Below are 20677 nucleotides of genomic sequence, written 5' to 3' on the forward strand. Positions count from 1 at the left end.
TTTCATGAAACGATTTGAATATTTTTGTAGTCAGATAACTACGAATGATTAAAAACTACTTTTTTCCTTTCTTACTATTATTTGTACTTCAATCTGGTTTCTCACAAACCGAAAAAATAATCAGCGGAAAAGTTTTACACGAACGATTTCCTGTTGAAAAAGTTGACGTTGTTAATTTCATTTCTAAAAAAGTCACCATTACAAACGCAGCCGGCGAATTTTCTATTTTGGCAAAAGCGGGTGACGAACTCATTTTTATTTCAAAAAACCATGATATCAAAAAAATAGTTTTGGATGAAAAGACCATTGATAAAAACAACCTTCTTATTTCATTAATACTTAAACCAGAAGAATTAAAAGAAGTCGTAATTACAAAAATGCCGTCAATTCAATGGAAAAAAGACACAAAATGGGAAAAGGAAAAAATTAGTCAATATGCAGTAGAGAAAGCTGCAATCACTCAAAAGGTAATAGGGATCAACACTGGGACTATAGAGAATGGAATTTCGAAGATTAAAAGATTGTATAACCGAACTAAGGAAACTCCTCAAATTGAATTCAAACAAGTGGCAAAAAGCATCTGTGATCAAAAGTTTTATCTTCAAACTTTGAAATTAAAACCAGACCAAATAGAGCTTTTCCTGCAGTTTTGTGATGCTGACCCAAAATCGACAATACTACTAGAAAATAGTAATGTTTTATCGATGATGGATTTTTTATCTAGCAAGAGTATTGAATTTAAAAAACTATGAAGTTATTCAAAAATAATAGAACTTTTTCATGACGCAAACTGATCACTAAAAAACTGAATAATGAACACTATCCTTTATTCAACCACCAGATACTTCCATTTAAAACCGCTGCAAAACTTACCCAAGCTAAATACGGAATGAATAAATAACCAGCAATTTTATTGATTTTGGAAAACTGAATGTAAGTTTCAAAAATCATTAACCACAGTACAATAATTTCTAATCCGGCTAACATGGGGTTGTGTAATCCAAAGAATAAATACGACCACAAAGCGTTTAGTGCCAATTGTATTGCAAAGAAAACCAAGGCTTTTTTTACGGCTTCTTTTTCTGATTCAATTCTATCCCAAACTAAACCTGCCGCAACACCAATCATTACGTACAACATACTCCAAACTGGTGCAAAAACCCAATTAGGAGGATTAAAACTTGGTTTTATTAAGGTTGGATACCAAGTGGTAATAGCAGAACGAGTAACCGATCCAGAGAAATATCCAATGGCAAGACACGTAACAACAACAGCTAATATTCGGGTGATTTTATTCATTTTTAATTTTTTGAAATGTACTATTTTATTGAAACATATAAGCGATTTGAAATATTGAAATTTCATCAAAAATAACTTAACTGTTTTTTCTGCCACTGATTCACAGATTTTTTTTGAATTCCCTTCTAAAAAGAAACAAACTACAAAATTTATAAATAGTGCATTTTAAATCAGTGAATCAATGGCAGATTTAAAAAAATCGTTGGAGCGTGGTACAAACCACAAAATTTATTTAAAAAATATCTGTTTTTTGATTCTCGTATTCAATCTACAGTTTTGAACCATTAAGAAATGAAGAAAAATTAAGCTCAATTCTTAATAAAACTTAATTCTTAAACGGTCAAAAAAACCTTGTTGTAGATTTATGACTACTTATATGGTGCAAAATTACTCAAATCTTTGGAGGATTAACCATCTAATCGAATAAACAAATAACGTAAAAAAAGTATATTTGCGTAAATTTATACATTCATGATTTCAGCAAACGATTTTATTCCATCACAATATACACATTCAGTTGAAAAGGGAAATTTTCAATGGAGCGCACCCAGCAACATTGCCCTTGTTAAATATTGGGGAAAAAAAGACAATCAAATTCCAGCGAATCCTTCGGTGAGTTTTACGTTGAATAATTGTAAAACGATTACTAAATTGGCTTTCGCCAAAAGAACCCTTTCGACTGCGCTCAATGTGGCGGATAATAATTTCTCTTTTGATTTACTTTTTGAAGGAAAACCAAAAGAAGATTTCAAACCGAAAATCCAAAAATTCCTGGAGCGAATTGAAATCTATTTGCCATTTTTAAAAGAGTATCATTTTACGATCGATACGGAAAATACCTTTCCGCACAGCTCCGGAATTGCTTCATCAGCATCTGGAATGGCTGCTTTAGCAATGAACTTAATGAGTTTAGAAAGAGCTTTAAATCCTGAAATGACTGAGGAATATTTCTATCAAAAAGCGTCTTTATTAGCGCGATTAGGTTCCGGAAGCGCCTGCAGAAGTGTAAAAGGTCAAGTGGTAGTTTGGGGAAATCACGCCAATATCTCCGGAAGTTCGGACTTATTTGGAGTTGAATTTCCAAATGCGATTCATCCACATTTTAAGAATTTTCAAGATACCATTTTATTGGTAGACAAAGGAGAAAAACAAGTTTCAAGTACCATTGGACATGATTTAATGCACAACCATCCTTTTGCAGAAAGGCGATTTGCACAAGCGCATGAAAATTTGGATGTCTTAATTTCAATTTTTGAAAGTGGAAATCTGGACGAATTCATCAAAATTGTAGAGAGTGAAGCCTTGACGTTGCATGCCATGATGATGACCTCGATGCCGTATTTTATATTAATGAAACCGAATACTTTGGAAATTATAAATGCGATTTGGAAATTTAGAAATGAGACTAAACTTCCAGTTTGTTTCACGCTGGATGCCGGTGCAAATGTCCATGTTTTATATCCGGAAAATGTTGCCGAAACAGTTTTACAATTTATTAAGAACGAATTAGTTGGCTATTGTCAAAATGGTCAGTACATTTGTGATCAAATTGGAAATGGGGCGGTTTTGATTTAATTTGTTTTTTCCCTATCTTTATTTTTTTAAAGAGCTAAAAATATGGACATTCAATCCGAGAAATTAGAATTGATAAAATTGTTGTTAGAAACTGACGACACAGCCATAATCGAGGCTGTAAAAAATATTTTTAAATCCGAAAAAAAAGAAGTTTGGAAACAATTATCTCCTGAACAGCAAGAAGAAATTGATTCTGAAATTCTGGAAGCAAATCGCGGAGATCAACTCGAATTATAACAAATTGCTCACTAAAAAACTTTGATTTCCAAGCTTATATCGTTAACCTACAACTTCATATGAAAGGACCTTTGTTTTACTCAAAAATATTACTCTTTGGAGAATACGGAATTATTCGTGACTCAAAAGGGCTTTCAATTCCATATAATTTTTACAATGGTGCGCTCAAAAGAGAAGCGAATCCAACGGAAGAAGCCATCAAATCAAATGGTCACCTAAGACGTTTTTTGACGTACTTAGAAGCCTTACAAATCGAACAACCGGAATTGGTCACATTTGATTTAGACTTGTTGAAAAACGATGTGGAAACCGGAATGTATTTTGATTCCAGCATTCCTCAAGGATATGGCGTAGGCAGCAGTGGCGCTCTTGTAGCAGCTATTTATGACAAATATGCACAAAATAAAATTACGGTTCTAGAGAATTTGACCCGTGAAAAATTATTGAAGCTAAAAAATATATTTTCTCAAATGGAGAGTTTTTTCCACGGAAAAAGTTCCGGATTAGATCCTTTAAACAGCTATTTGAGTATTCCAATTCTAATCAATTCTAAAGATAATATTCAAGCAACTGGCATTCCTAATCAAAGTTTTGACGGAAAAGGGGCTGTGTTTTTATTGGACTCCGGAATTGTGGGTGAAACGGCTCCAATGGTCAGTATTTTTATGGAAAGTCTTAAAGACAAAGGTTTCCGTGCGATGTTAAAAAATCAATTTGTTAAATATACGGATGCTTGTGTTGAAAATTTCCTTGGCGGAGACATGAAATCATTGTTCATGAATACCAAGAAATTATCAAAAGTAGTGTTGAATAATTTTAAACCAATGATTCCGGAACAATTTCATGGTATTTGGCAACAAGGAATTGACAGCAATGATTACTATTTAAAATTGTGTGGTTCTGGCGGTGGCGGTTACATCTTAGGTTTCACCGAAGATTTAGAAAAAGCCAAAGCATCGCTGAAAGATTACAAACTAGAAGTGGTATATCAGTTTTAGCCCCTAACCCCTAAAGGGGAATTTAAAAATTAAATTATACTTCTATAATGTTAAGCAGGCAGCACAAACTTCTCCTAATGAAAATTGCAAGTTTGTTCTCTGTCGTTAGAGGTTATAACATACCGGTAATTATTTTGGCGCAATACCTTTCGGCAATATTTATTCTGGCCCCGGAAAAAAGAGCCCTTGATATTTTACTGGACTTCAATTTATTCATTCTGGTTTTTGCATCATCACTTACGATTGCTTCCGGATATATCATCAACAATTTTTATGATAGTCAGAAAGATTTAATCAATCGGCCAAACAAGTCGATGCTGGATCGATTGGTGAGTCAAAAAACAAAACTGAGCGTCTATTTTACACTGAATTTTATAGTCGCCTTAATTGCCTTGTTCATTTCCTGGCGGGCTTTTTTATTCTTTTCCCTTTATATTTTCGTTATTTGGTTTTATTCCCATAAAATAAAAAAATATCCTATAATAGGAAATCTGACGGCCGCTTTATTAGCTGTGATTCCATTTTTTGCCATACTGTTGTACTACTATAATCAAATTCCGTTTGAAGAAATTGAAAACTATAAAAGACAGCTTGGGGTAATCTTTGTGCATGCCTCTTTTTTGTTTTTATTGCTGCTGATTCGCGAAATGCTTAAGGATTTAGAAAATCTAAAAGGCGACTTAGTTACTGATTACAAAACGATTCCTGTAGTTTATGGCGAAGAAATTTCAAAAAAAATCATTACCGTTCTGACTGTTCTGACTGTTTTTCCGGTCTATGTTCTAATCGAAATTTACGACGTAGGCTACATGGATATTTATTTTTACAGCACTTTGATTATCCTTATTTTTTCTATGCTATATTTATGGAAGTCAAATGCAAAACCTCAATTTTTATTACTTCACAATGTACTCAAATTCCTTATTGTTTCTGGAGTATTTTGTATTGTGCTCATTGATCCAAGTGTTTTATGGCACGGCAAAAGGCTCTTGATGACATTCTAATTTTGCTTGTTATTCCCTATACTAAGATTCAAAAACATTTTCATAAAACATCAAAATATCTCCTTTGGCTTAGCCCCGATAGCAGCGGCATCCTTTTACTTTTTTCTTTAAAAAGTAAAAGATATAGCGAATAGCGGGAAATAGCTCCTGATTACCCTATTTCTTACAATGACTTTTCAAACAAATCATTTATATTTGCAGTTCAGTTACAAGACAATTTTTAATATCAATTATATACATAAAATGAGACATACAAAAGTTAAAGACTTACTAAACAGCACGACAACGCTTCATGAAGTGAATGCAAAAGGATGGGTGAGAACTTTTAGAAACAATCAATTTATTGCCTTAAACGATGGTTCGACCATTGATAATATACAATGTGTTGTCGATTTTGAGAACACGCCGGACGAAACCTTGAAGCGAATTACGACTGGAGCAGCCATATCTGTGACGGGAACTTTAGTGGAAAGTAAAGGTGCCGGACAAAAATTTGAAATTCAAGTAGCAAAACTGGAAATCCTTGGCGATTCAGATGCGGAGAAATTCCCAATACAACCAAAAAACAAACCGAGCTTGGATTTCTTGCGTGAAAATGCGCATTTAAGAGTTCGTACCAATATGTTTGGAGCGATTATGAGAGTACGCTCCGTATTATCGTATGCGGTTCACAGTTATTTTCAAGAGAAAGGTTTTGTGTATGTGAATACGCCAATCATCACAGGTTCAGATGCTGAAGGTGCTGGCGAAATGTTTAAAGTTACCGCTTTGCCATTTGACGGAACGCCAAGAACCGAAGACGGAAAAGTGAATTACAAAGAAGATTTCTTCGGGAAAGAAACGAACCTCACGGTATCGGGACAGTTAGAAGGAGAAACTTTTGCAATGGCTTTGGGCCAAATTTATACTTTTGGACCAACCTTTAGAGCCGAGAATTCGAATACTTCACGTCACCTTGCTGAATTTTGGATGATTGAGCCGGAAGTGGCTTTCAATGATTTGAATGATAACATGGATTTGGCCGAAGATTTTATTCAGTATGTAATCAAATACACTGTGGACAAATGTCCGGAAGATTTGAAATTCTTAGAAACGCGATTATTGGATGAAGAGAAATCAAAACCCGTTGCGGAAAGAAGTGAAATGCCACTTTTAGAAAAACTAAACTTTGTTTTAGAAAACAATTTCAAACGAGTTTCGTACACGGAAGCAATTGATATTTTAAGAGATTGTACACCAAATAAAAAGAAAAAATTCAATTATATCATTAACGAATGGGGCGCTGATTTACAATCAGAACACGAGCGTTACTTAGTGGAAAAACACTTTAAATGTCCGGTAATCTTGTTTGATTACCCAGCGAATATCAAAGCATTTTACATGCGTTTGAACGAAGACGGAAAAACAGTTCGTGCGATGGATATCCTTTTCCCAGGAATTGGAGAAATCGTGGGAGGTTCTCAAAGAGAAGAGCGTTTTGATGTTTTGGTTGAAAAAATGAAAGCCTTAGGAATTGATGAGGAAGAATTGTGGTGGTATCTTGATACCCGAAGATTTGGCTCAGCGGTTCACTCTGGTTTTGGACTTGGGTTCGAAAGATTGGTATTATTTGTAACAGGAATGACTAACATTCGTGACGTAATTCCTTTTCCTAGAACGCCAATGAATGCGGAGTTTTAAAAAAAGTTCATTCGGTTAATCGATTATTCGGTTAATCGATTAAACAGATAAACGATTAATCGATTAAACAAATAGATGCTAAAGCAATTTCTAAATTTAAAGTTATCACAGAAATTATCTCCTCAGCAAATTCAGCTGATGAAGTTAATTCAATTGCCTACGCAAGCTTTCGAACAACGTTTATTGGAAGAAATGAACGAAAATCCAGCTTTGGAAGCTGGAAAAGAAGAAGATGAATTCGAGAAAGACGAGTTTGAAAACGAAGATTATGATGATTATGATGATGCCGAATCAGAGCGCATTGACGCGGAAGACATCAACATTGACGAATATTTAAGCAATGATGAAATTCCAGACTATAAAACACAAGCCAACAATTACAGTGACGACGATGAAGATCGTGAAACACCCTTTGCTGCGCCAGTGAGTTTTCATCAGGATTTAATCAATCAGCTGAATACGTTCATTCTGAATGATGAAGAACGCGATATTGCCGAATTCCTTGTGGGAAGTATTGATGATATGGGTTATATTCGTCGTAGTATTGCTGATATGGTTGACGATATGGCATTTACACAAGGTCTTTACACCGACGAAAAAATGGTGGAAAAAATGTTGCAGGTGATACATGAGTTGGAACCATCTGGTGTGGGCGCACAAGATTTGCAAGAATGTTTGTTGCTACAATTGAAGCATAAAACACCATCGGAATCCGTGGAACTGGCTACTGATATCATCGAAAATCAATTTGATGCGTTTACCAAAAAACATTACGATAAGCTATTACAAAAGTACAATGTTTCGAATGAGCAACTGAAAAAAGCTATACACGAAATAGAAAAACTGAATCCAAAACCAGGTGGATCTTTTACCGGAAACAATAAAATAACAGAAAATGTAGTCCCTGATTTTGCGATCAGAATTGTGGACGGTGAACTGGAACTGACCTTAAACGGACGAAATGCTCCTTCGCTGCACGTTTCTAAGGATTATCAGGAAATGATGCAAACGTACAAGGATTCGAGAGATAAATCAGCACAGCAAAAAGATGCCGTGCAGTTTATTAAGCAAAAACTAGATTCGGCTAAGTGGTTTATCGATGCGATACGCCAACGTCAGGAAACGCTTTTTGTGACCATGAATGCGATCATGCATTATCAGGAAGAGTTCTTTTTAGATGGTGATGAAACCAAACTGAAACCGATGATTTTGAAAGATATTGCCGATTTAGTAGGTCTTGATATTTCGACAATTTCACGTGTGGCCAACAGCAAATATGTGGAAACCCCTTATGGGACGAAACTGATTAAAGAATTCTTCTCGGAATCGATGAAAAATGATCAGGGTGAAGATGTTTCTACACTAGAAATCAAGAAAATTCTTCAAAATACAATCGAGGAAGAGGACAAGAAAAAACCACTTCCGGACGATCAGCTAGCCGATATTCTTAAGGAAAAAGGCTATCCAATTGCAAGAAGAACGATTGCAAAATACAGAGAACAACTCGATATTCCGGTAGCGAGAATGAGGAAGAAGATGTAATAATGTTGATTTTAGATTGCTGATTAACGATTTGAGATTTAGTGTTGCTAAGCAAAATAATTTTATAAAAAAGACAAACCCTTTCCGAGTTTTAAACTCCGAAAGGGTTTGTCTTTTTTAATACTTTTATATTTCAATCCTGTTTCGGCTCCCTTTCCTTCGGAGAGGGTTGGGCAGAGGATTTATTTTTCATCCTCATCTTTATGCATCGCATGATAGTACGCGGCGCGACTCAACGGTTCGTATTCTTCGGTTTCTCCTAACATAACGAGTTTGTCATTGTCAGTTTTACGGAAGCTGTAATTGGCGAGATTTCCGGTGCGGGTACATACGGCATGCACTTTGGTAACATATTCGGCAGTTGCCATTAATGCGGGCATCGGACCAAAAGGATTCCCTTTAAAATCCATATCTAATCCGGCAACAATTACCCGAATTCCTTGGTTTGCCAAATCATTACAAATTTTTACAATTTCGTCATCAAAAAACTGTGCTTCGTCAATTCCTACCACATCGCAGCCTTGCGCCAAAATAGCAATATTTGCAGCGGCGGGAACAGGCGTGGAACGAATTTCATTAGCATCGTGAGAGACCACCATTTCATCATCATAGCGCGTATCAATTGCCGGTTTAAAAATCTCGACTTTTTGCTTGGCGAACTGCGCTCTTCTCAAACGGCGGATTAATTCTTCCGTTTTACCTGAAAACATCGAGCCACAAATGACTTCAATCCAACCAAATTGTTCTTTATGATTAACTGTATTTTCGAGAAACATTTTGTATTTTTCTAACTTAAAAAATGAATAGTTTTTATTACTTTGTAAAATATAAACAAGCTTATAAATTGCATACTTTTACACCGTTTCAAAAGTATAAAATTTATATCATATTGATGATTTACGAGCACTTATTTAGAAAAAATAAATTACCCTTCTAAAGACTCCTTTTTTTGGGATGATATAAAAAAAACAAAAACACATCAACAAAGACCTGCCTAACGCCCTATAATTTTAACAGTTATGAAAAAAAAATTGGAAGCCGATTTAATCAGTATTGCACACAGAATATTACAGCTAAAAAATAAATCTGACATCAATCAATTGTACCTGGAAACGCAAAAGTTATATGAAAAACTCTCTGTCTTACGATTTGTAGACGAACATTTCAGTGAAGCAAGACCAACCATTGGTACTGCGGAAATCAGCAAAGCGATAGAATCTATTTTTGACACAACCGAGTCGTTTCAACCATTAGCAGCAATTGTAATTAAAGAAACAGTTGTTGAAAAAAAAGCTGAAACAATTTTAGAACTAGCCGAAGAAACGACCTCTTCAAATGAACAAGAAATTGTTGAAACAGAAGAAGAAGAAACTACAATAGAAGAGCAGGAAACGCTAGCCGAAGAAAAAGAAGTAGAAGAAATAGTTGTCAAGGAAACCATTACTGCAGAAACTATCGAAATATCAGCGAAACCATCGGAAGAACTAGTTGATGGTACAAAAAAGGAAGAAGTAGCAATAATTGTGACTGATGAAGTAGAAATCGACGATGAAACTGCAGAATCCGAAGCCCCTTTTGCTCCTGCTTTTGAATTATCACAAGAAACAGAACTACAAATTGAACTGGAAATGCCAAAAAAAGTAGAAGCAGTTCAAATCTCTTTTGAAGATTTATTAGGAGGAAATTACCACGACACGCTTTTTGTTAAAAAACAACAAATAGAAAATATTCCGACTGCCATAGTTATTGAAACTCCAAAAAACTTTGTAGAACCTGAAATACTACAAATAGAAAGTAGTCCAAAAGAGTCAGTCGCGAAAACGGAGCCAAAAATAGTTTCTTTAAATGATAAATTGGCTAAAGGAATCAACATCGATTTGAATGACCGTTTGGCGTTTATAAAACATCTATTTGGAAATAGTAGCGAAGATTACAATCGCGTTTTAAGTCAACTTATTACGTTTGACACCTTTTATGAAACTCGTGATTTTATTCAGGAAATGGTAAAACCGGACTATAACAATTGGCAAGGAAAACAAGATTATGAGGATCGTTTCATGGATATTATTGAGAAAAAATTCTTGTAACTTTTTTTAAAAATGCATTTGAACAAATACAAACTTTATTTAAATTTTGTGTTTAATTACTTTATTTATGTCAAAATTATATATTGTTCCTACGCCTATCGGCAATCTTGAAGATATGACTTTTCGAGCCATTCGCATCCTTAAAGAAGTCGATTTGATCCTCGCTGAAGACACGCGTACGAGCGGAAAATTATTGAAGCATTTCGAAATTGGCACACACATGTACAGCCATCACATGCACAACGAACACAAAACCGTTGAGAATTTAATTTCAAGATTGAAAGCTGGAGAAAACATCGCATTAATCTCAGATGCGGGAACGCCTGCTATTTCAGACCCAGGATTTTTATTGACCCGCGCTTGTGTTGAAAATGGCGTTGAAGTAGAATGTTTGCCTGGAGCAACAGCATTTGTTCCTGCATTAGTCAACAGTGGTTTACCCAATGACAAATTTATTTTCGAAGGCTTTTTGCCGGACAAAAAAGGGAAACAAACTCGTTATTTGGCTTTAGCCGAAGAAACCAGAACAATGATTTTGTATGTTTCTCCACATAAATTATTAAAAACTTTAGCGGAATTCATTACTTATTTTGGAGAAGCCAGACCAATTTGTGTTTGTAGAGAATTATCAAAATTACACGAAGAAAATGTTCGTGGAACGGTTCGGGAAGTTTTGACTCACTTTGAAAAAACAGCTCCGAGAGGAGAAATTGTTGTGGTTGTAGGTGGAAAACCAATAACAAAAGAGCCTAAAAAATCTAAATTCTCAGCTGAAGAATAATCATGAAAAAGGAAAAAGTTATTGTAATCGGTGCTGGACTTTGTGGTTTATACACCGCTGTTTTACTTCAAAAAAAAGGAATAGAAGTTCTAATATTGGAAGCTAATACCAGAATTGGAGGTCGCATAAAAACCCTAACAGGCACAACAACGGTCACAATGGAAATGGGCGCGACTTGGTTTGGAAACCAACATCCGCATCTTTTAGAAGTACTTCACGCTTTAGAACTCCCTTATTTTAAACAATATATAAAAGGTATTTCATTATTTGAAACGATGTCTTTTGTGCCGCCGCAAAAATTTGAAATCTCGGATTCCGAAGAACCTTCATTTCGTATCGAAGGCGGATCAGCAACACTAATTGAAAAATTAGCTTCTGAGATTGGTATGGAACACATTAAAACACAAACCAAAATAGTCGCAATAAAAGAGGAAAACAACCAATTAATAGTAACGGATGCCAATGGAAACAGTTATTCAGCCAATAAAGTAATTAGTACTATCCCACCTAATTTATTGGTGAATTCTGTTGTTTTCGAACCCAATTTGCCTGACAATTTCATACAACTAGCAAAGAAAACGCATACTTGGATGGGTGAATCTATAAAATTTGCTGTTGAATATAAAACTCCTTTTTGGAAACAAAATAACTATTCTGGAACATTATTCAGTCAAGCCAGTATAATTCAGGAAATGTACGATCATAGTACTGCGGATGATTCTGCTTTTGCGGTGAAAGGTTTCCTAAATGGTGGAACCGCAGTCCTGTCTTTGGAAGAACGAAAAGAAAAAGTAATTGCACAACTTAACACTTTTTTTGGACCAGAAGCTACTGATTATGTTTATTATTATGAAAACGTTTGGAGGGAAGAGCCACTTACATTTCAGCCGTATGAGCAACTCGTTCTAGCGCACCAAAACAACGGACATTCCCTTTTCAAAACACCATTACTAAACGATAAATTATATGTTTCCGGAGCAGAAACAGCCACTCAAAACCCTGGTTATATGGATGGCGCTATTTTTGCTGCGAAAACAATTGCCTCACAATTCTAAACAATGAAAATCAACATGACTATAGCCGCTTTCTTAGAAAAATTAAAACAAACTCCTGAAGTAATAGTATTTTCAGAAACCATTGCAACTATCGAAGAAAACTACGACTTTACACCCACAGCATTTGAAAACGGTTTGCAACACAATGCGGCAGCAGAAAATTCAGGATCTTGTAAACTATTTGCTTTTGCAGAGATACAAAACCTGTCTGAAACTGCCACGCTGGCTTGTTTTGGAACCTATTATTATGAAGATGTTATGCAAAATCCAAACGGAACTGATCATCAAAACATTCGTAATTTCATGAAAACCGGATGGGACGGAATTGCCTTTTACGGAAGTGCTTTAGTGTTGAAATAAAAATTAAAATTCGCTGTCAGGTCGAGCGCAGTTGAGGCAAATCAGTTAGTCTCTACTGCGCTCGACCTGACAAAATTCCTAACCCAATTCTATAATTCCAAATCACTATGCGTTGGACCTTAAAACCAAAACCTTCCGAGGAGACTGTACAACATTTGGCGAAAGCGTTGAATGTAGAAGATTTTGTGGCCACTTTATTAGTGCAACGCGGTATTGAAACATTTGAAGATGCCAGACGGTTTTTTCGCCCGAGTTTAGAGGATTTGCACGATCCATATTTGATGAAAGATATGGAAAAAGCAGTCGCCCGAATTGAAAAAGCAATTGAAAATGAGGAAAATATTCTCGTTTTTGGTGATTATGATGTCGATGGAACCACGGCAGTTTCACTCGTTTCTTCCTATCTAAAAACCTATTATCCGAACGTGGCGACCTATATTCCGGATCGTTATGATGAAGGCTATGGAATTTCATTTAAAGGAATTGACTTTGCTGATGACAATGGATTTTCGCTTATTATTGCTTTGGATTGTGGTATAAAATCTATTGATCATGTGGGGTACGCAAAAGCAAAAAACATCGATTTTATCATTTGTGACCATCATAGACCCGGAGAATTCTTACCTGAAGCCATTGCCGTTCTCGACCCAAAACGAGACGATTGTACGTATCCTTATGATGAATTGTGCGGTTGTGGAATAGGCTTCAAGCTGATTCAGGCTTTGGGCCAAAACCGAAATGAAACTATTGATGATTTGATTCCGTATTTGGATTTAGTTTCAGCTGCGATTGCTGCTGATATCGTCCCGATGACCGGAGAAAATCGGGTGCTGGCTTATTTTGGATTGCAAGTCATCAATACTGACCCAAGACCGGGAATAAAAGCCATCATTCATCAAATAAAAAAACAAACTCTTGATATTACCGATGTTGTTTTCATCATAGCTCCCAGAATAAATGCCGCCGGACGCATTAAACACGGGAATCATGCAGTGGAATTATTAACCGAATTTGATTTTGAGCAAGCCCAACAATTTGCTTCTGAAATCGAGGCTTATAATTCGGAACGAAAAGATTTAGACAAATTAATCACCAAAGAAGCCTTACAACAAATTGAGGAAAACAATGAAAAAGAACGTTTTACTTCCGTAGTTTTTCAAGAAAATTGGCATAAAGGCGTGATTGGAATCGTTGCTTCCCGATTGATTGAAACCTACTATCGTCCAACCTTGGTTTTTACAAAAAGCGGTGATAAATATGCTGCTTCGGCACGCTCTGTAAAAGGATTTGATGTGTATAATGCACTCGAGGCGTGTACCGAGCATTTGGAGCAATTTGGTGGTCACATGTATGCAGCGGGAATGACATTGAAGCAAGAAAACTACCAAATCTTCAAAAATGCTTTCGAAAAGGAAGTTGAAAGAACTATTCATCCCGATATGTTGACACCCGAAATTGTGGTTGATGCCGAAATCGATTTTGCCGATATTACACCAAAATTAATTCGAATACTGAAACAATTTGAACCGTACGGACCTCAAAATATGACTCCTGTTTTCTTGACCAAAAACATCAAAGACACTGGTTATGGAAAACCGCTTGGACAAGAAGAGGAACACTTAAAACTTTTTGTCAAACAAAATAACTCCGAAGGTCTTGCAGCTATTGGTTTTAATTTGGGAAACAAAATCGAACTTACTACCCACCAAAAATCTTTTCAAGCCGTATACTGTATTGATGAAAATGAGTGGAAAGGCAAATTAAGTTTACAATTGCGATTACGAGATATTACGAAATAAAGAGTGGTATTATGAATAAATGATTCATATAACGCGCTGCATCAAAAGGAATTCAATATTCTGGACTATCAAAAAGATATTGAGGAATACGAAAAGAGCGAGTGATTAATAGATATTTTTAGAAAAAATACTTTCTATAACCAGTCGGTAAAATAATCTTGAGATTACTTACCGACTTTTTCATGTCTTTTTTATATTTTATTATTTAGAACTAATATAAATAACTTATATTTGCTTCAAACTAATCGCAAATGCAAGAAATAAAACAAATACATCACAACAATTTAGGCACCTCTTTTTACTGGAGAAAGGACAATGATGTATACTTAGACAAAGTTCAGCTGGTATTTAGAGAAATGGGATTTTATTTTACTCAACAGCAACTGCAACTATTTAAGCACTGTATTGAAGATAGCTATATCCAAAATAAATCCTGCGACGATTGTAAACTAAAAAACAAATGTCATAAATTTTTACTAAAAACACCTTGTTCCCAAATTGACTTAGCCGTTTCCATGGAAGAATTAGATGCCGTAAAAGATTTGGTGGAAGGTACTTTGTTTAAAATAAATTTGGATGATTATTTGTTTGGTGTGGGAATGAATTAGAGATTAGATTCTATGATAATTCCAAAAAATGCCATGGGTATCCATTTCTATAATTATTAGTTTTTAATTTGATTACTATGTTTCTCGTTTTGTATTCTAAAAAACGAAATGATGAAAAACACGACTGCAATGATTATTTTGGAATATGATTTTTTATTATATTCGAATGAAAAATCATCCAAATCAACAGATAATAAACCCACCGTCAGCAATATAGTGCCTGAATAAATAAAAAATTTCGTTACTTTATTTTCGGTTTTCATAATTTAATTTTTAGCAGATAATTACTTGGTCAAACTACACCAAATATATGGAAAGTAACCAATAATACGCTAGTAATTACTATTTATAAGTATGATATCTTATAACAAACAGATACTTAAGAAGAATATCTTAAAAACATTTAATACTTTTTGATTTCGAAATTCTCGCCATCAAAAACGCCAAAAGTAAAATACGTAATCCAGTCACCCAGATTCACATATTCGGCATTTTCTCCTACTTTTACTTTCATAGGCAAATGGCGGTGGCCAAAAATAAGGTAATTATAGTGTTTGGTTTCCAGTTTTCTTTTGGAATACAGAATTAGCCATTCGTTGTCTTCACCAAGAAAAGTAATATCTTCATCACCAGAAATTAATTTGTTTTTTACGGAAAGGTATTGCGCCAGTTTTACGCCAATATCCGGATGAAGCCATCTAAAAAGCCATTTGAAAAACGGGTTTGTAAATATCTTTTTCATGCGTTTGTATCCTAAATCTCCGGGACCTTTTCCGTCACCGTGGCCAATAAGGAATGTTTTATTTCCAAAAGTATATTCTTGATTGTCATGAAATACTGGAATATTCAGTTCTTTCTGGAAGTAATCTTCCATCCATAAATCATGGTTTCCTACAAAAAAATAGATTGGAATTCCGCTGTCTCGGATTTCGGCGAGCTTGCCTAAAACACGAACAAACCCTTTTGGAACTACAGTTTTATATTCGAACCAAAAATCAAATAAATCACCCAATAGAAAAATAGCTTCTGCATCGTCTTTTATTTCGTCAAGCCAAGCTACAAATTTTTGTTCTCTCGGAAAACTCAATTCGGGTGTTGGTGCGCCAAAATGCTGATCAGAAGCGAAATATATTTTTTTGTTGTTGGGTAAATGCATGAATTTATAGTATGGATTTTACATTATCGCTGGCATACCATTCGGCGAAAGAAGACTCAGTTTCTTGTAACTTTAACGAAAAAAGAGTAATTTCTTGTGGTAATCTGTTGATGATTCTTTGAGAAAAATCTACTACCATATTTTCACTTGTTGGCTGGTACTCCACCAAAATAACATGGTGTCCGCGAATTAATAATTCGTTTGCTAATTCAATATGCGGTGTTGTTCCGTTGAAAACTGTCGCATGATCAAATTGATCCACAATTTCTTCTTTTACAATTTTCTTTAAATCCGTAAAATCAATCACCATTCCAAATTTAGCATTGGAACGATCCGTAATTGGCGTTCCAATTACCGTTACTGACAATTTGTAACTATGTCCGTGAACATTTTTACATTTCCCATCATATCCATATAAGGCATGTCCGGTTTCGAAACTAAATTGTTTTGTAATTCTGATATTGCTCATTGGGATTTAATTTTGATGCAAATTTAGCAAATTGATATTAGAAATGAGATGTAAATGCGGGACAAACTATTTTCCGTGATTGAAAATCTCTTTATCATAAAAAATACAAATAATCAACCATTAAAAAATTAAGTCAAGACCTTTATGAAACTTAGCTCTTACTTGGTTAAAAAATAAAGTAGATGAGTTACAAATTTATTCTAATGTCATTGAAGCCTAGCCCTGATAGTAGTGAAAATCCTTTTATTTTTTGCCTCAAAAAATAAAAGATTGCAACGGATAGCAGGAAATAGCTCCTGAAATAAATCCTAAGAAGATTATTTTTTGAATTGAGACAATGCTTTCTTTGTAAAATCAGACAACACTAGTTTGCCCGAAATTGCGGCGCGTTCCAGCAGCAATGTGTCCCAATGTTGTGTTTCTTCCCACAAAATCTTTTTCATTTCAAGTAGAGCTTCAGGATTATAACTTGCTAATTTAGTGCTGAAATCCGCTATTGCGTTATCGAGTTCTGTGATGGTTTCAAAAGTATTGGCATACAATCCTTTACTTTTAGCCCACTCAGCAGTTTTCCATTCCTGGGCTGAAAGTGTCATTTCGGCCATTGCCGTCTTTCCTATTTTCTTAGAAACTGCAGGCTCAATCACGAAAGGACCAATTCCGATGGCCAATTCTGATAACTTTATGGAAGCATTTTTTGTAGCCAATGTATAATCGCAGGCAGAAGCAATTCCTACGCCACCACCAACTGCTTTTCCATGAACGCGACCTACAATCAGCTTAGAACACAATCGCATTGCGTTGATTAAGTGTGCAAATCCAGAGAAAAACTCAGTGCCTTCTGACTCATTAGAAACCGCTAAAAGCTCATCAAAAGAAGCACCTGCACAAAAAGCTCCCGAGCCTTCGCTTTGAATAACGATCACCAAAACAGTTGGATCAGCACTTAAATTATTAAATTCAGTGGTGAGCTGGTCTAATAATGCTCTTGGAAAAGAATTGCTCGAAGGATGACCAAATATAAGGGTTGCAATTTTGTTTTCTATTGTTATATCTAGTGAACCGCTTGGTTTTCCTAATGCCATAATACTGATTTTGATGTAAAGTTAGAAAAAGTAAAACAAGATTTGACTTTTTTTAAATAGAATAAATTTGTATTTTCAAATTTGCTTTATGGAATATTTATATGTTATATTTGCGTTGTAAATTGGGGGATTAGCTCATTTGGCTAGAGTGCTTGCCTGGCAGGCAAGAGGTGATCGGTTCGAATCCGATATTCTCCACCACTAAAATCAAGCCTTACAGCAATGTGAGGCTTTTTTTATGGAATCTAAGTGTACTAATGAGTGTGCTTTTGATAGAATGAGTGTGAAAAATGAAGTTCCACTTATTAATACTTAATTCTTTTTTACTTCTGTTACGATTTCAAGAAATTTTTTATTGAATAGTTTTTATCCAAATCCCATTAAGCACTAACATTCCATAAAGATTTAGTTCTACTGATTATTTATAATATGATTTACATATATTTGAGAAGATAAATAACACGAAACAAACCTTCGTTTATACACCCAATTACGGGTAGATTGGCGAAGGTTTGTTTCGCATATAGACAAGTTGTCATACAGTTTAGAGAACCGAAACAGAAATAACGAAAAATATGAACGAAGAAGATAAGATACTTATAGAAAAACTTATTTCTAAATTTAAGCAGTTTCCGAATAATGAAGTTCACAAAGATTCATTTGCTACTATGGTTGAAGACCCTAAAAAAAGAAGTTTTATTTTAAACATATTAGTAAATGAATTAAAGCTAATTGATGATATAGATACTCAACTTTATAGGATAAATCTAAAAGGCTTAAATTTCACTTCATTTAAAGAAATTGAAGAAAAAGAATTAGCCAAAGCAAAAGCCGTTTCAGAAAAAGAGAAACTTGAAATTGATTTGGCTAAATCAAATATTGACGCAAATATTCTAAATAGAGAAGTTGCTGAAAGAAACTTTAAAAGCGAGCGTTTTAATAAAAAAATGTCGATTCTAAATTTCATTTTTATTATTTGTAACTTCTGTATACTAATATGGCAAATAATAACATCTGTGAAATAGCAAGAAACACTTGACTTTCAAATAATGTTGGTTGTCTTAATTTTATCTTTAGTTTCATTTATTTTTGTTTTAGTAAGGTTCCGAAGAACCGATGATTAGTAATCTAAAAATTATGATTTTGTTTAAAAAAATATTATTGTTAATAGAAAAAAAGTCCGTTTTATTTAATGTTTTACTTATCGTTTTTTCTTTTTTTTATGTTTTTGTAATTGCAAACATAACTGTAGATAAAAACGTATTAAACTTGCATTTTTTTAACAGCTTTAACGAAACAATGTTATTTCGGGGGTTATTTACCTTTACATTTATAATTATTCTATGGACGTTTCAGATAAAAGACGGGAAATTAACCATGAAATACGATAAGCAACGGACTTAATAATTAACATAAATTTTTAAAATAATAAATATGAACAATGAAAAACTAGAACCTCTTAAAACAAAAATTGTCTTTAAAATGAACAGTGATATTTTACATATTCACAATCGACAACATTTTGATGATTTAAACATTGCCACCATACCTTATGATAGCTCTCAGTTAATAAGAGTAAATCAAGAAGTGATAATTGAAAATAATAAATACAAAGTAACAGAAGTCTATTTTAAACTTGAAAAAGACACGATAAATATTAGAAGTTCTAGTAATTTAGAAAAAGAACAAGCTATGAGCTATAATAGCCAGGTTGTCGTTCTACTTGAGCCCTTATTCTAGCTTTTTCTTTATTGACATAATCTAAAACTTTTCTTCCGATAACTTTAACCAAATCTTCTTCTTCTAAACGTTCATCAGGAGCAGAAATCCTAAGTAGTTTTATCAGAAAGGAAGTGTCAAAAGGAGTATCTTGCGTGAAATCAAACATTTGTTTTGCATCAATTAAAATGTTTTCAGGATTGTTTTTATTTGCGTCTGCTGAAATTTCCAGACAACGAAGTTTTATATTTTCTGTCATTGTGTTGAAGTGTTAACCGATTCTCAATCCAAAATGGAGAGAAAACCGATATGACAACAGTGGCTTCAAGATATTTGGGTATTGGGCTTGATTTAATTATGGTTTTGTGCTTTTGTTTTTAGTCTTCAACCGAAATATAAATCTTAATTTAATCCCAAACATCGTGAAAGCCACGAGACGTCAGGCTGTGAAAAAACCTCCTTTTCTTATAATTCTACAAATAATACGTACACCTAAACTACACTATAGTCCTCCTACGGCAAGCTGTTTTTTAGGCCGCAAATTGTAGCTCCTTTTTAATAAGGTCTTTAAAAAGCCTAAAATAGTTCGTTATACTGACCAAACAAGCTTTTGCCTTGTAGGGTGAGTTCCATTTTTTGAGTTTGACAATTAAATCAGACACGCCAAGTATATTGATCGAGCGTTTAATGTTGTATACCAGCATAATTAAACTGTGTTCCCCATTTACTTTTTCGAGTCCCGTTAAATTAGTGTGATTATAACCCCATTGTCTTTTTATAGTACCAAATATATGCTCGTTTATTTCTTGTCGTGTTCGGTATAACTGTGGGTTTTCCTGATAGCGTTTATTATTTTCTTCAACGGCTTGCGCGTAGTGGCTCCGATCGATTTCTCTTCCTGCTGGCCTAGCCGTACAAAGATGTTTTACCAGACATTCCCGACAGGCTGGGGTTCGGTATTTTTTAAATTGATAACCGCTTTGCTCTGTTCGCCCACTTTTTTTATGCCATCTTCCTGTTGTTTTTAAAGTTTCTCCTTGGGGACAAGTATAGCTGTCATTTTCTGCATTGTATTTAAATTTGGCCACCAAATAATCGGGTTGCGTGACGCTTTCTTTGCTACTTCCTGGCGTAGGATGTGCCACAATGGTGCTGATGTTATGGTCTATGCATTGGGCAATTTCCCTTCCATTATGGTAGCCTTTATCCACCAAAACGGTAAA

General features: G+C 34.6%; 22 protein-coding genes and 1 tRNA gene. 16 read left to right on the forward strand and 7 right to left on the reverse strand.

The window, feature by feature from the left end; translation table 11 throughout:
• The first annotated feature begins 44 nt into the window (after positions 1 to 44).
• Positions 45 to 752 (forward strand): hypothetical protein, encoded by a 708-nt coding sequence (locus ACEN2F_RS09510; RefSeq protein WP_441738318.1) that lies wholly within the window; start codon positions 45 to 47, stop codon positions 750 to 752.
• 67 nt (positions 753 to 819) lie between these two features.
• On the opposite strand, the gene ACEN2F_RS09515 is transcribed toward ACEN2F_RS09510, so the two are convergent.
• Positions 820 to 1299, reverse strand: coding sequence for a TspO/MBR family protein (locus tag ACEN2F_RS09515; RefSeq protein ID WP_441738320.1), 480 nt, complete (start codon positions 1297 to 1299; stop codon positions 820 to 822).
• Positions 1300 to 1770: 471 nt separating this feature from the next.
• Between ACEN2F_RS09515 and ACEN2F_RS09520 the strand changes: the two genes are divergently transcribed.
• From ACEN2F_RS09520 to rpoN, 6 genes are all read left to right on the forward strand, one after another.
• A complete protein-coding gene (locus tag ACEN2F_RS09520) occupies positions 1771 to 2874 on the forward strand; it encodes a diphosphomevalonate/mevalonate 3,5-bisphosphate decarboxylase family protein (protein ID WP_441738322.1) in 1104 nt (367 codons plus the stop codon).
• Between the two features lie 42 nt (positions 2875 to 2916).
• Positions 2917 to 3111, forward strand: a complete 195-nt coding sequence (locus ACEN2F_RS09525) for a hypothetical protein (RefSeq protein WP_441738325.1) — start codon at positions 2917 to 2919, stop codon at positions 3109 to 3111.
• Between the two features lie 59 nt (positions 3112 to 3170).
• Positions 3171 to 4109 (forward strand): mevalonate kinase family protein, encoded by a 939-nt coding sequence (locus ACEN2F_RS09530; RefSeq protein ID WP_441738328.1) that lies wholly within the window; start codon positions 3171 to 3173, stop codon positions 4107 to 4109.
• 47 nt (positions 4110 to 4156) lie between these two features.
• Positions 4157 to 5113 carry a geranylgeranylglycerol-phosphate geranylgeranyltransferase gene (locus ACEN2F_RS09535; RefSeq protein WP_441738330.1) on the forward strand — a complete coding sequence of 319 codons (957 nt, stop codon included), beginning with the start codon at positions 4157 to 4159 and terminating at the stop codon, positions 5111 to 5113.
• Between the two features lie 243 nt (positions 5114 to 5356).
• On the forward strand, positions 5357 to 6793 hold the full coding sequence (asnS, locus tag ACEN2F_RS09540) for an asparagine--tRNA ligase (protein WP_441738333.1): 1437 nt from the start codon (positions 5357 to 5359) through the stop codon (positions 6791 to 6793).
• Positions 6794 to 6868: 75 nt separating this feature from the next.
• The gene (gene rpoN, locus ACEN2F_RS09545) at positions 6869 to 8335 is read left to right on the forward strand and encodes an RNA polymerase factor sigma-54 (RefSeq protein ID WP_441738336.1); all 1467 of its coding nucleotides are present in this window, start codon (positions 6869 to 6871) and stop codon (positions 8333 to 8335) included.
• A gap of 182 nt (positions 8336 to 8517) precedes the next feature.
• On the opposite strand, the gene ACEN2F_RS09550 is transcribed toward rpoN, so the two are convergent.
• Positions 8518 to 9111 (reverse strand): thymidine kinase, encoded by a 594-nt coding sequence (locus ACEN2F_RS09550; RefSeq protein ID WP_441738339.1) that lies wholly within the window; start codon positions 9109 to 9111, stop codon positions 8518 to 8520.
• A gap of 243 nt (positions 9112 to 9354) precedes the next feature.
• Here ACEN2F_RS09550 and ACEN2F_RS09555 point away from each other — a divergent pair, with 243 nt between their 5' ends.
• From ACEN2F_RS09555 to ACEN2F_RS09580, 6 genes are all read left to right on the forward strand, one after another.
• Positions 9355 to 10422 (forward strand): hypothetical protein, encoded by a 1068-nt coding sequence (locus tag ACEN2F_RS09555; protein WP_441738341.1) that lies wholly within the window; start codon positions 9355 to 9357, stop codon positions 10420 to 10422.
• Between the two features lie 67 nt (positions 10423 to 10489).
• Positions 10490 to 11203: a 16S rRNA (cytidine(1402)-2'-O)-methyltransferase gene (gene rsmI, locus ACEN2F_RS09560; RefSeq protein WP_441738344.1), complete on the forward strand. Its 714-nt coding sequence runs from the start codon at positions 10490 to 10492 to the stop codon at positions 11201 to 11203.
• A gap of 2 nt (positions 11204 to 11205) precedes the next feature.
• A complete protein-coding gene (locus ACEN2F_RS09565) occupies positions 11206 to 12258 on the forward strand; it encodes a flavin monoamine oxidase family protein (RefSeq protein WP_441738347.1) in 1053 nt (350 codons plus the stop codon).
• Between the two features lie 15 nt (positions 12259 to 12273).
• Positions 12274 to 12618 (forward strand): HopJ type III effector protein, encoded by a 345-nt coding sequence (locus tag ACEN2F_RS09570; protein WP_441738372.1) that lies wholly within the window; start codon positions 12274 to 12276, stop codon positions 12616 to 12618.
• A 107-nt stretch (positions 12619 to 12725) separates the two neighbouring features.
• Positions 12726 to 14417: a single-stranded-DNA-specific exonuclease RecJ gene (gene recJ, locus ACEN2F_RS09575; RefSeq protein ID WP_441738350.1), complete on the forward strand. Its 1692-nt coding sequence runs from the start codon at positions 12726 to 12728 to the stop codon at positions 14415 to 14417.
• Between the two features lie 251 nt (positions 14418 to 14668).
• Entirely contained in the window at positions 14669 to 15025 is a 357-nt protein-coding gene (locus ACEN2F_RS09580) for a hypothetical protein (RefSeq protein WP_441738352.1), read from the forward strand.
• Between the two features lie 403 nt (positions 15026 to 15428).
• Here the strand turns inward: ACEN2F_RS09580 and ACEN2F_RS09585 are convergent, their stop codons facing one another.
• The 3 genes from ACEN2F_RS09585 to ACEN2F_RS09595 form a co-directional block, all read right to left on the reverse strand.
• Positions 15429 to 16181 (reverse strand): UDP-2,3-diacylglucosamine diphosphatase, encoded by a 753-nt coding sequence (locus ACEN2F_RS09585; protein ID WP_441738354.1) that lies wholly within the window; start codon positions 16179 to 16181, stop codon positions 15429 to 15431.
• Positions 16182 to 16185: 4 nt separating this feature from the next.
• Entirely contained in the window at positions 16186 to 16650 is a 465-nt protein-coding gene (locus ACEN2F_RS09590) for a 6-pyruvoyl trahydropterin synthase family protein (protein ID WP_441738356.1), read from the reverse strand.
• 317 nt (positions 16651 to 16967) lie between these two features.
• Complete coding sequence (locus ACEN2F_RS09595; protein ID WP_441738359.1) at positions 16968 to 17735, reverse strand: enoyl-CoA hydratase/isomerase family protein; 768 nt, start codon at positions 17733 to 17735, stop codon at positions 16968 to 16970.
• Between the two features lie 124 nt (positions 17736 to 17859).
• Here ACEN2F_RS09595 and ACEN2F_RS09600 point away from each other — a divergent pair.
• From ACEN2F_RS09600 to ACEN2F_RS09610, 3 genes are all read left to right on the forward strand, one after another.
• Positions 17860 to 17936 (forward strand) — tRNA-Ala (locus ACEN2F_RS09600).
• A gap of 374 nt (positions 17937 to 18310) precedes the next feature.
• Positions 18311 to 18760: a hypothetical protein gene (locus ACEN2F_RS09605; protein WP_441738361.1), complete on the forward strand. Its 450-nt coding sequence runs from the start codon at positions 18311 to 18313 to the stop codon at positions 18758 to 18760.
• 409 nt (positions 18761 to 19169) lie between these two features.
• Positions 19170 to 19475, forward strand: a complete 306-nt coding sequence (locus ACEN2F_RS09610) for a hypothetical protein (RefSeq protein ID WP_441738363.1) — start codon at positions 19170 to 19172, stop codon at positions 19473 to 19475.
• Here ACEN2F_RS09610 and ACEN2F_RS09615 read toward each other — a convergent pair.
• Positions 19426 to 19713, reverse strand: coding sequence for a hypothetical protein (locus ACEN2F_RS09615; protein ID WP_441738366.1), 288 nt, complete (start codon positions 19711 to 19713; stop codon positions 19426 to 19428). The genes ACEN2F_RS09610 and ACEN2F_RS09615 overlap by 50 nt on opposite strands.
• Before the next feature lie 271 nt (positions 19714 to 19984).
• On the reverse strand, positions 19985 to 20677 hold a 693-nt coding region (locus tag ACEN2F_RS09620), incomplete at its 5' end, for a transposase (RefSeq protein WP_441738369.1).

Origin of the sequence: Flavobacterium sp. W20_MBD1_R3 (assembly GCF_052119725.1) — a bacterium.
Lineage (GTDB): Bacteria > Bacteroidota > Bacteroidia > Flavobacteriales > Flavobacteriaceae > Flavobacterium.

What these genes read in the sequence shown, in the direction of transcription:
- rpoN (WP_441738336.1), top strand. Translation starts at nt 6,869, where the DNA reads ATGCTAAAGCAATTTCTAAATTTAAAGTTATCACAGAAATTATCTCCT.
- ACEN2F_RS09615 (WP_441738366.1), bottom strand. Translation starts at nt 19,713, where the DNA reads ATGACAGAAAATATAAAACTTCGTTGTCTGGAAATTTCAGCAGACGCA.
- ACEN2F_RS09570 (WP_441738372.1), top strand. Translation starts at nt 12,274, where the DNA reads ATGACTATAGCCGCTTTCTTAGAAAAATTAAAACAAACTCCTGAAGTA.
- ACEN2F_RS09525 (WP_441738325.1), top strand. Translation starts at nt 2,917, where the DNA reads ATGGACATTCAATCCGAGAAATTAGAATTGATAAAATTGTTGTTAGAA.
- ACEN2F_RS09535 (WP_441738330.1), top strand. Translation starts at nt 4,157, where the DNA reads ATGTTAAGCAGGCAGCACAAACTTCTCCTAATGAAAATTGCAAGTTTG.
- ACEN2F_RS09610 (WP_441738363.1), top strand. Translation starts at nt 19,170, where the DNA reads ATGAACAATGAAAAACTAGAACCTCTTAAAACAAAAATTGTCTTTAAA.
- ACEN2F_RS09515 (WP_441738320.1), bottom strand. Translation starts at nt 1,299, where the DNA reads ATGAATAAAATCACCCGAATATTAGCTGTTGTTGTTACGTGTCTTGCC.
- recJ (WP_441738350.1), top strand. Translation starts at nt 12,726, where the DNA reads ATGCGTTGGACCTTAAAACCAAAACCTTCCGAGGAGACTGTACAACAT.
- ACEN2F_RS09580 (WP_441738352.1), top strand. Translation starts at nt 14,669, where the DNA reads ATGCAAGAAATAAAACAAATACATCACAACAATTTAGGCACCTCTTTT.
- ACEN2F_RS09550 (WP_441738339.1), bottom strand. Translation starts at nt 9,111, where the DNA reads ATGTTTCTCGAAAATACAGTTAATCATAAAGAACAATTTGGTTGGATT.
- ACEN2F_RS09590 (WP_441738356.1), bottom strand. Translation starts at nt 16,650, where the DNA reads ATGAGCAATATCAGAATTACAAAACAATTTAGTTTCGAAACCGGACAT.
- ACEN2F_RS09510 (WP_441738318.1), top strand. Translation starts at nt 45, where the DNA reads ATGATTAAAAACTACTTTTTTCCTTTCTTACTATTATTTGTACTTCAA.
- rsmI (WP_441738344.1), top strand. Translation starts at nt 10,490, where the DNA reads ATGTCAAAATTATATATTGTTCCTACGCCTATCGGCAATCTTGAAGAT.
- ACEN2F_RS09595 (WP_441738359.1), bottom strand. Translation starts at nt 17,735, where the DNA reads ATGGCATTAGGAAAACCAAGCGGTTCACTAGATATAACAATAGAAAAC.
- ACEN2F_RS09555 (WP_441738341.1), top strand. Translation starts at nt 9,355, where the DNA reads ATGAAAAAAAAATTGGAAGCCGATTTAATCAGTATTGCACACAGAATA.
- asnS (WP_441738333.1), top strand. Translation starts at nt 5,357, where the DNA reads ATGAGACATACAAAAGTTAAAGACTTACTAAACAGCACGACAACGCTT.
- ACEN2F_RS09565 (WP_441738347.1), top strand. Translation starts at nt 11,206, where the DNA reads ATGAAAAAGGAAAAAGTTATTGTAATCGGTGCTGGACTTTGTGGTTTA.
- ACEN2F_RS09520 (WP_441738322.1), top strand. Translation starts at nt 1,771, where the DNA reads ATGATTTCAGCAAACGATTTTATTCCATCACAATATACACATTCAGTT.
- ACEN2F_RS09530 (WP_441738328.1), top strand. Translation starts at nt 3,171, where the DNA reads ATGAAAGGACCTTTGTTTTACTCAAAAATATTACTCTTTGGAGAATAC.
- ACEN2F_RS09585 (WP_441738354.1), bottom strand. Translation starts at nt 16,181, where the DNA reads ATGCATTTACCCAACAACAAAAAAATATATTTCGCTTCTGATCAGCAT.
- ACEN2F_RS09605 (WP_441738361.1), top strand. Translation starts at nt 18,311, where the DNA reads ATGAACGAAGAAGATAAGATACTTATAGAAAAACTTATTTCTAAATTT.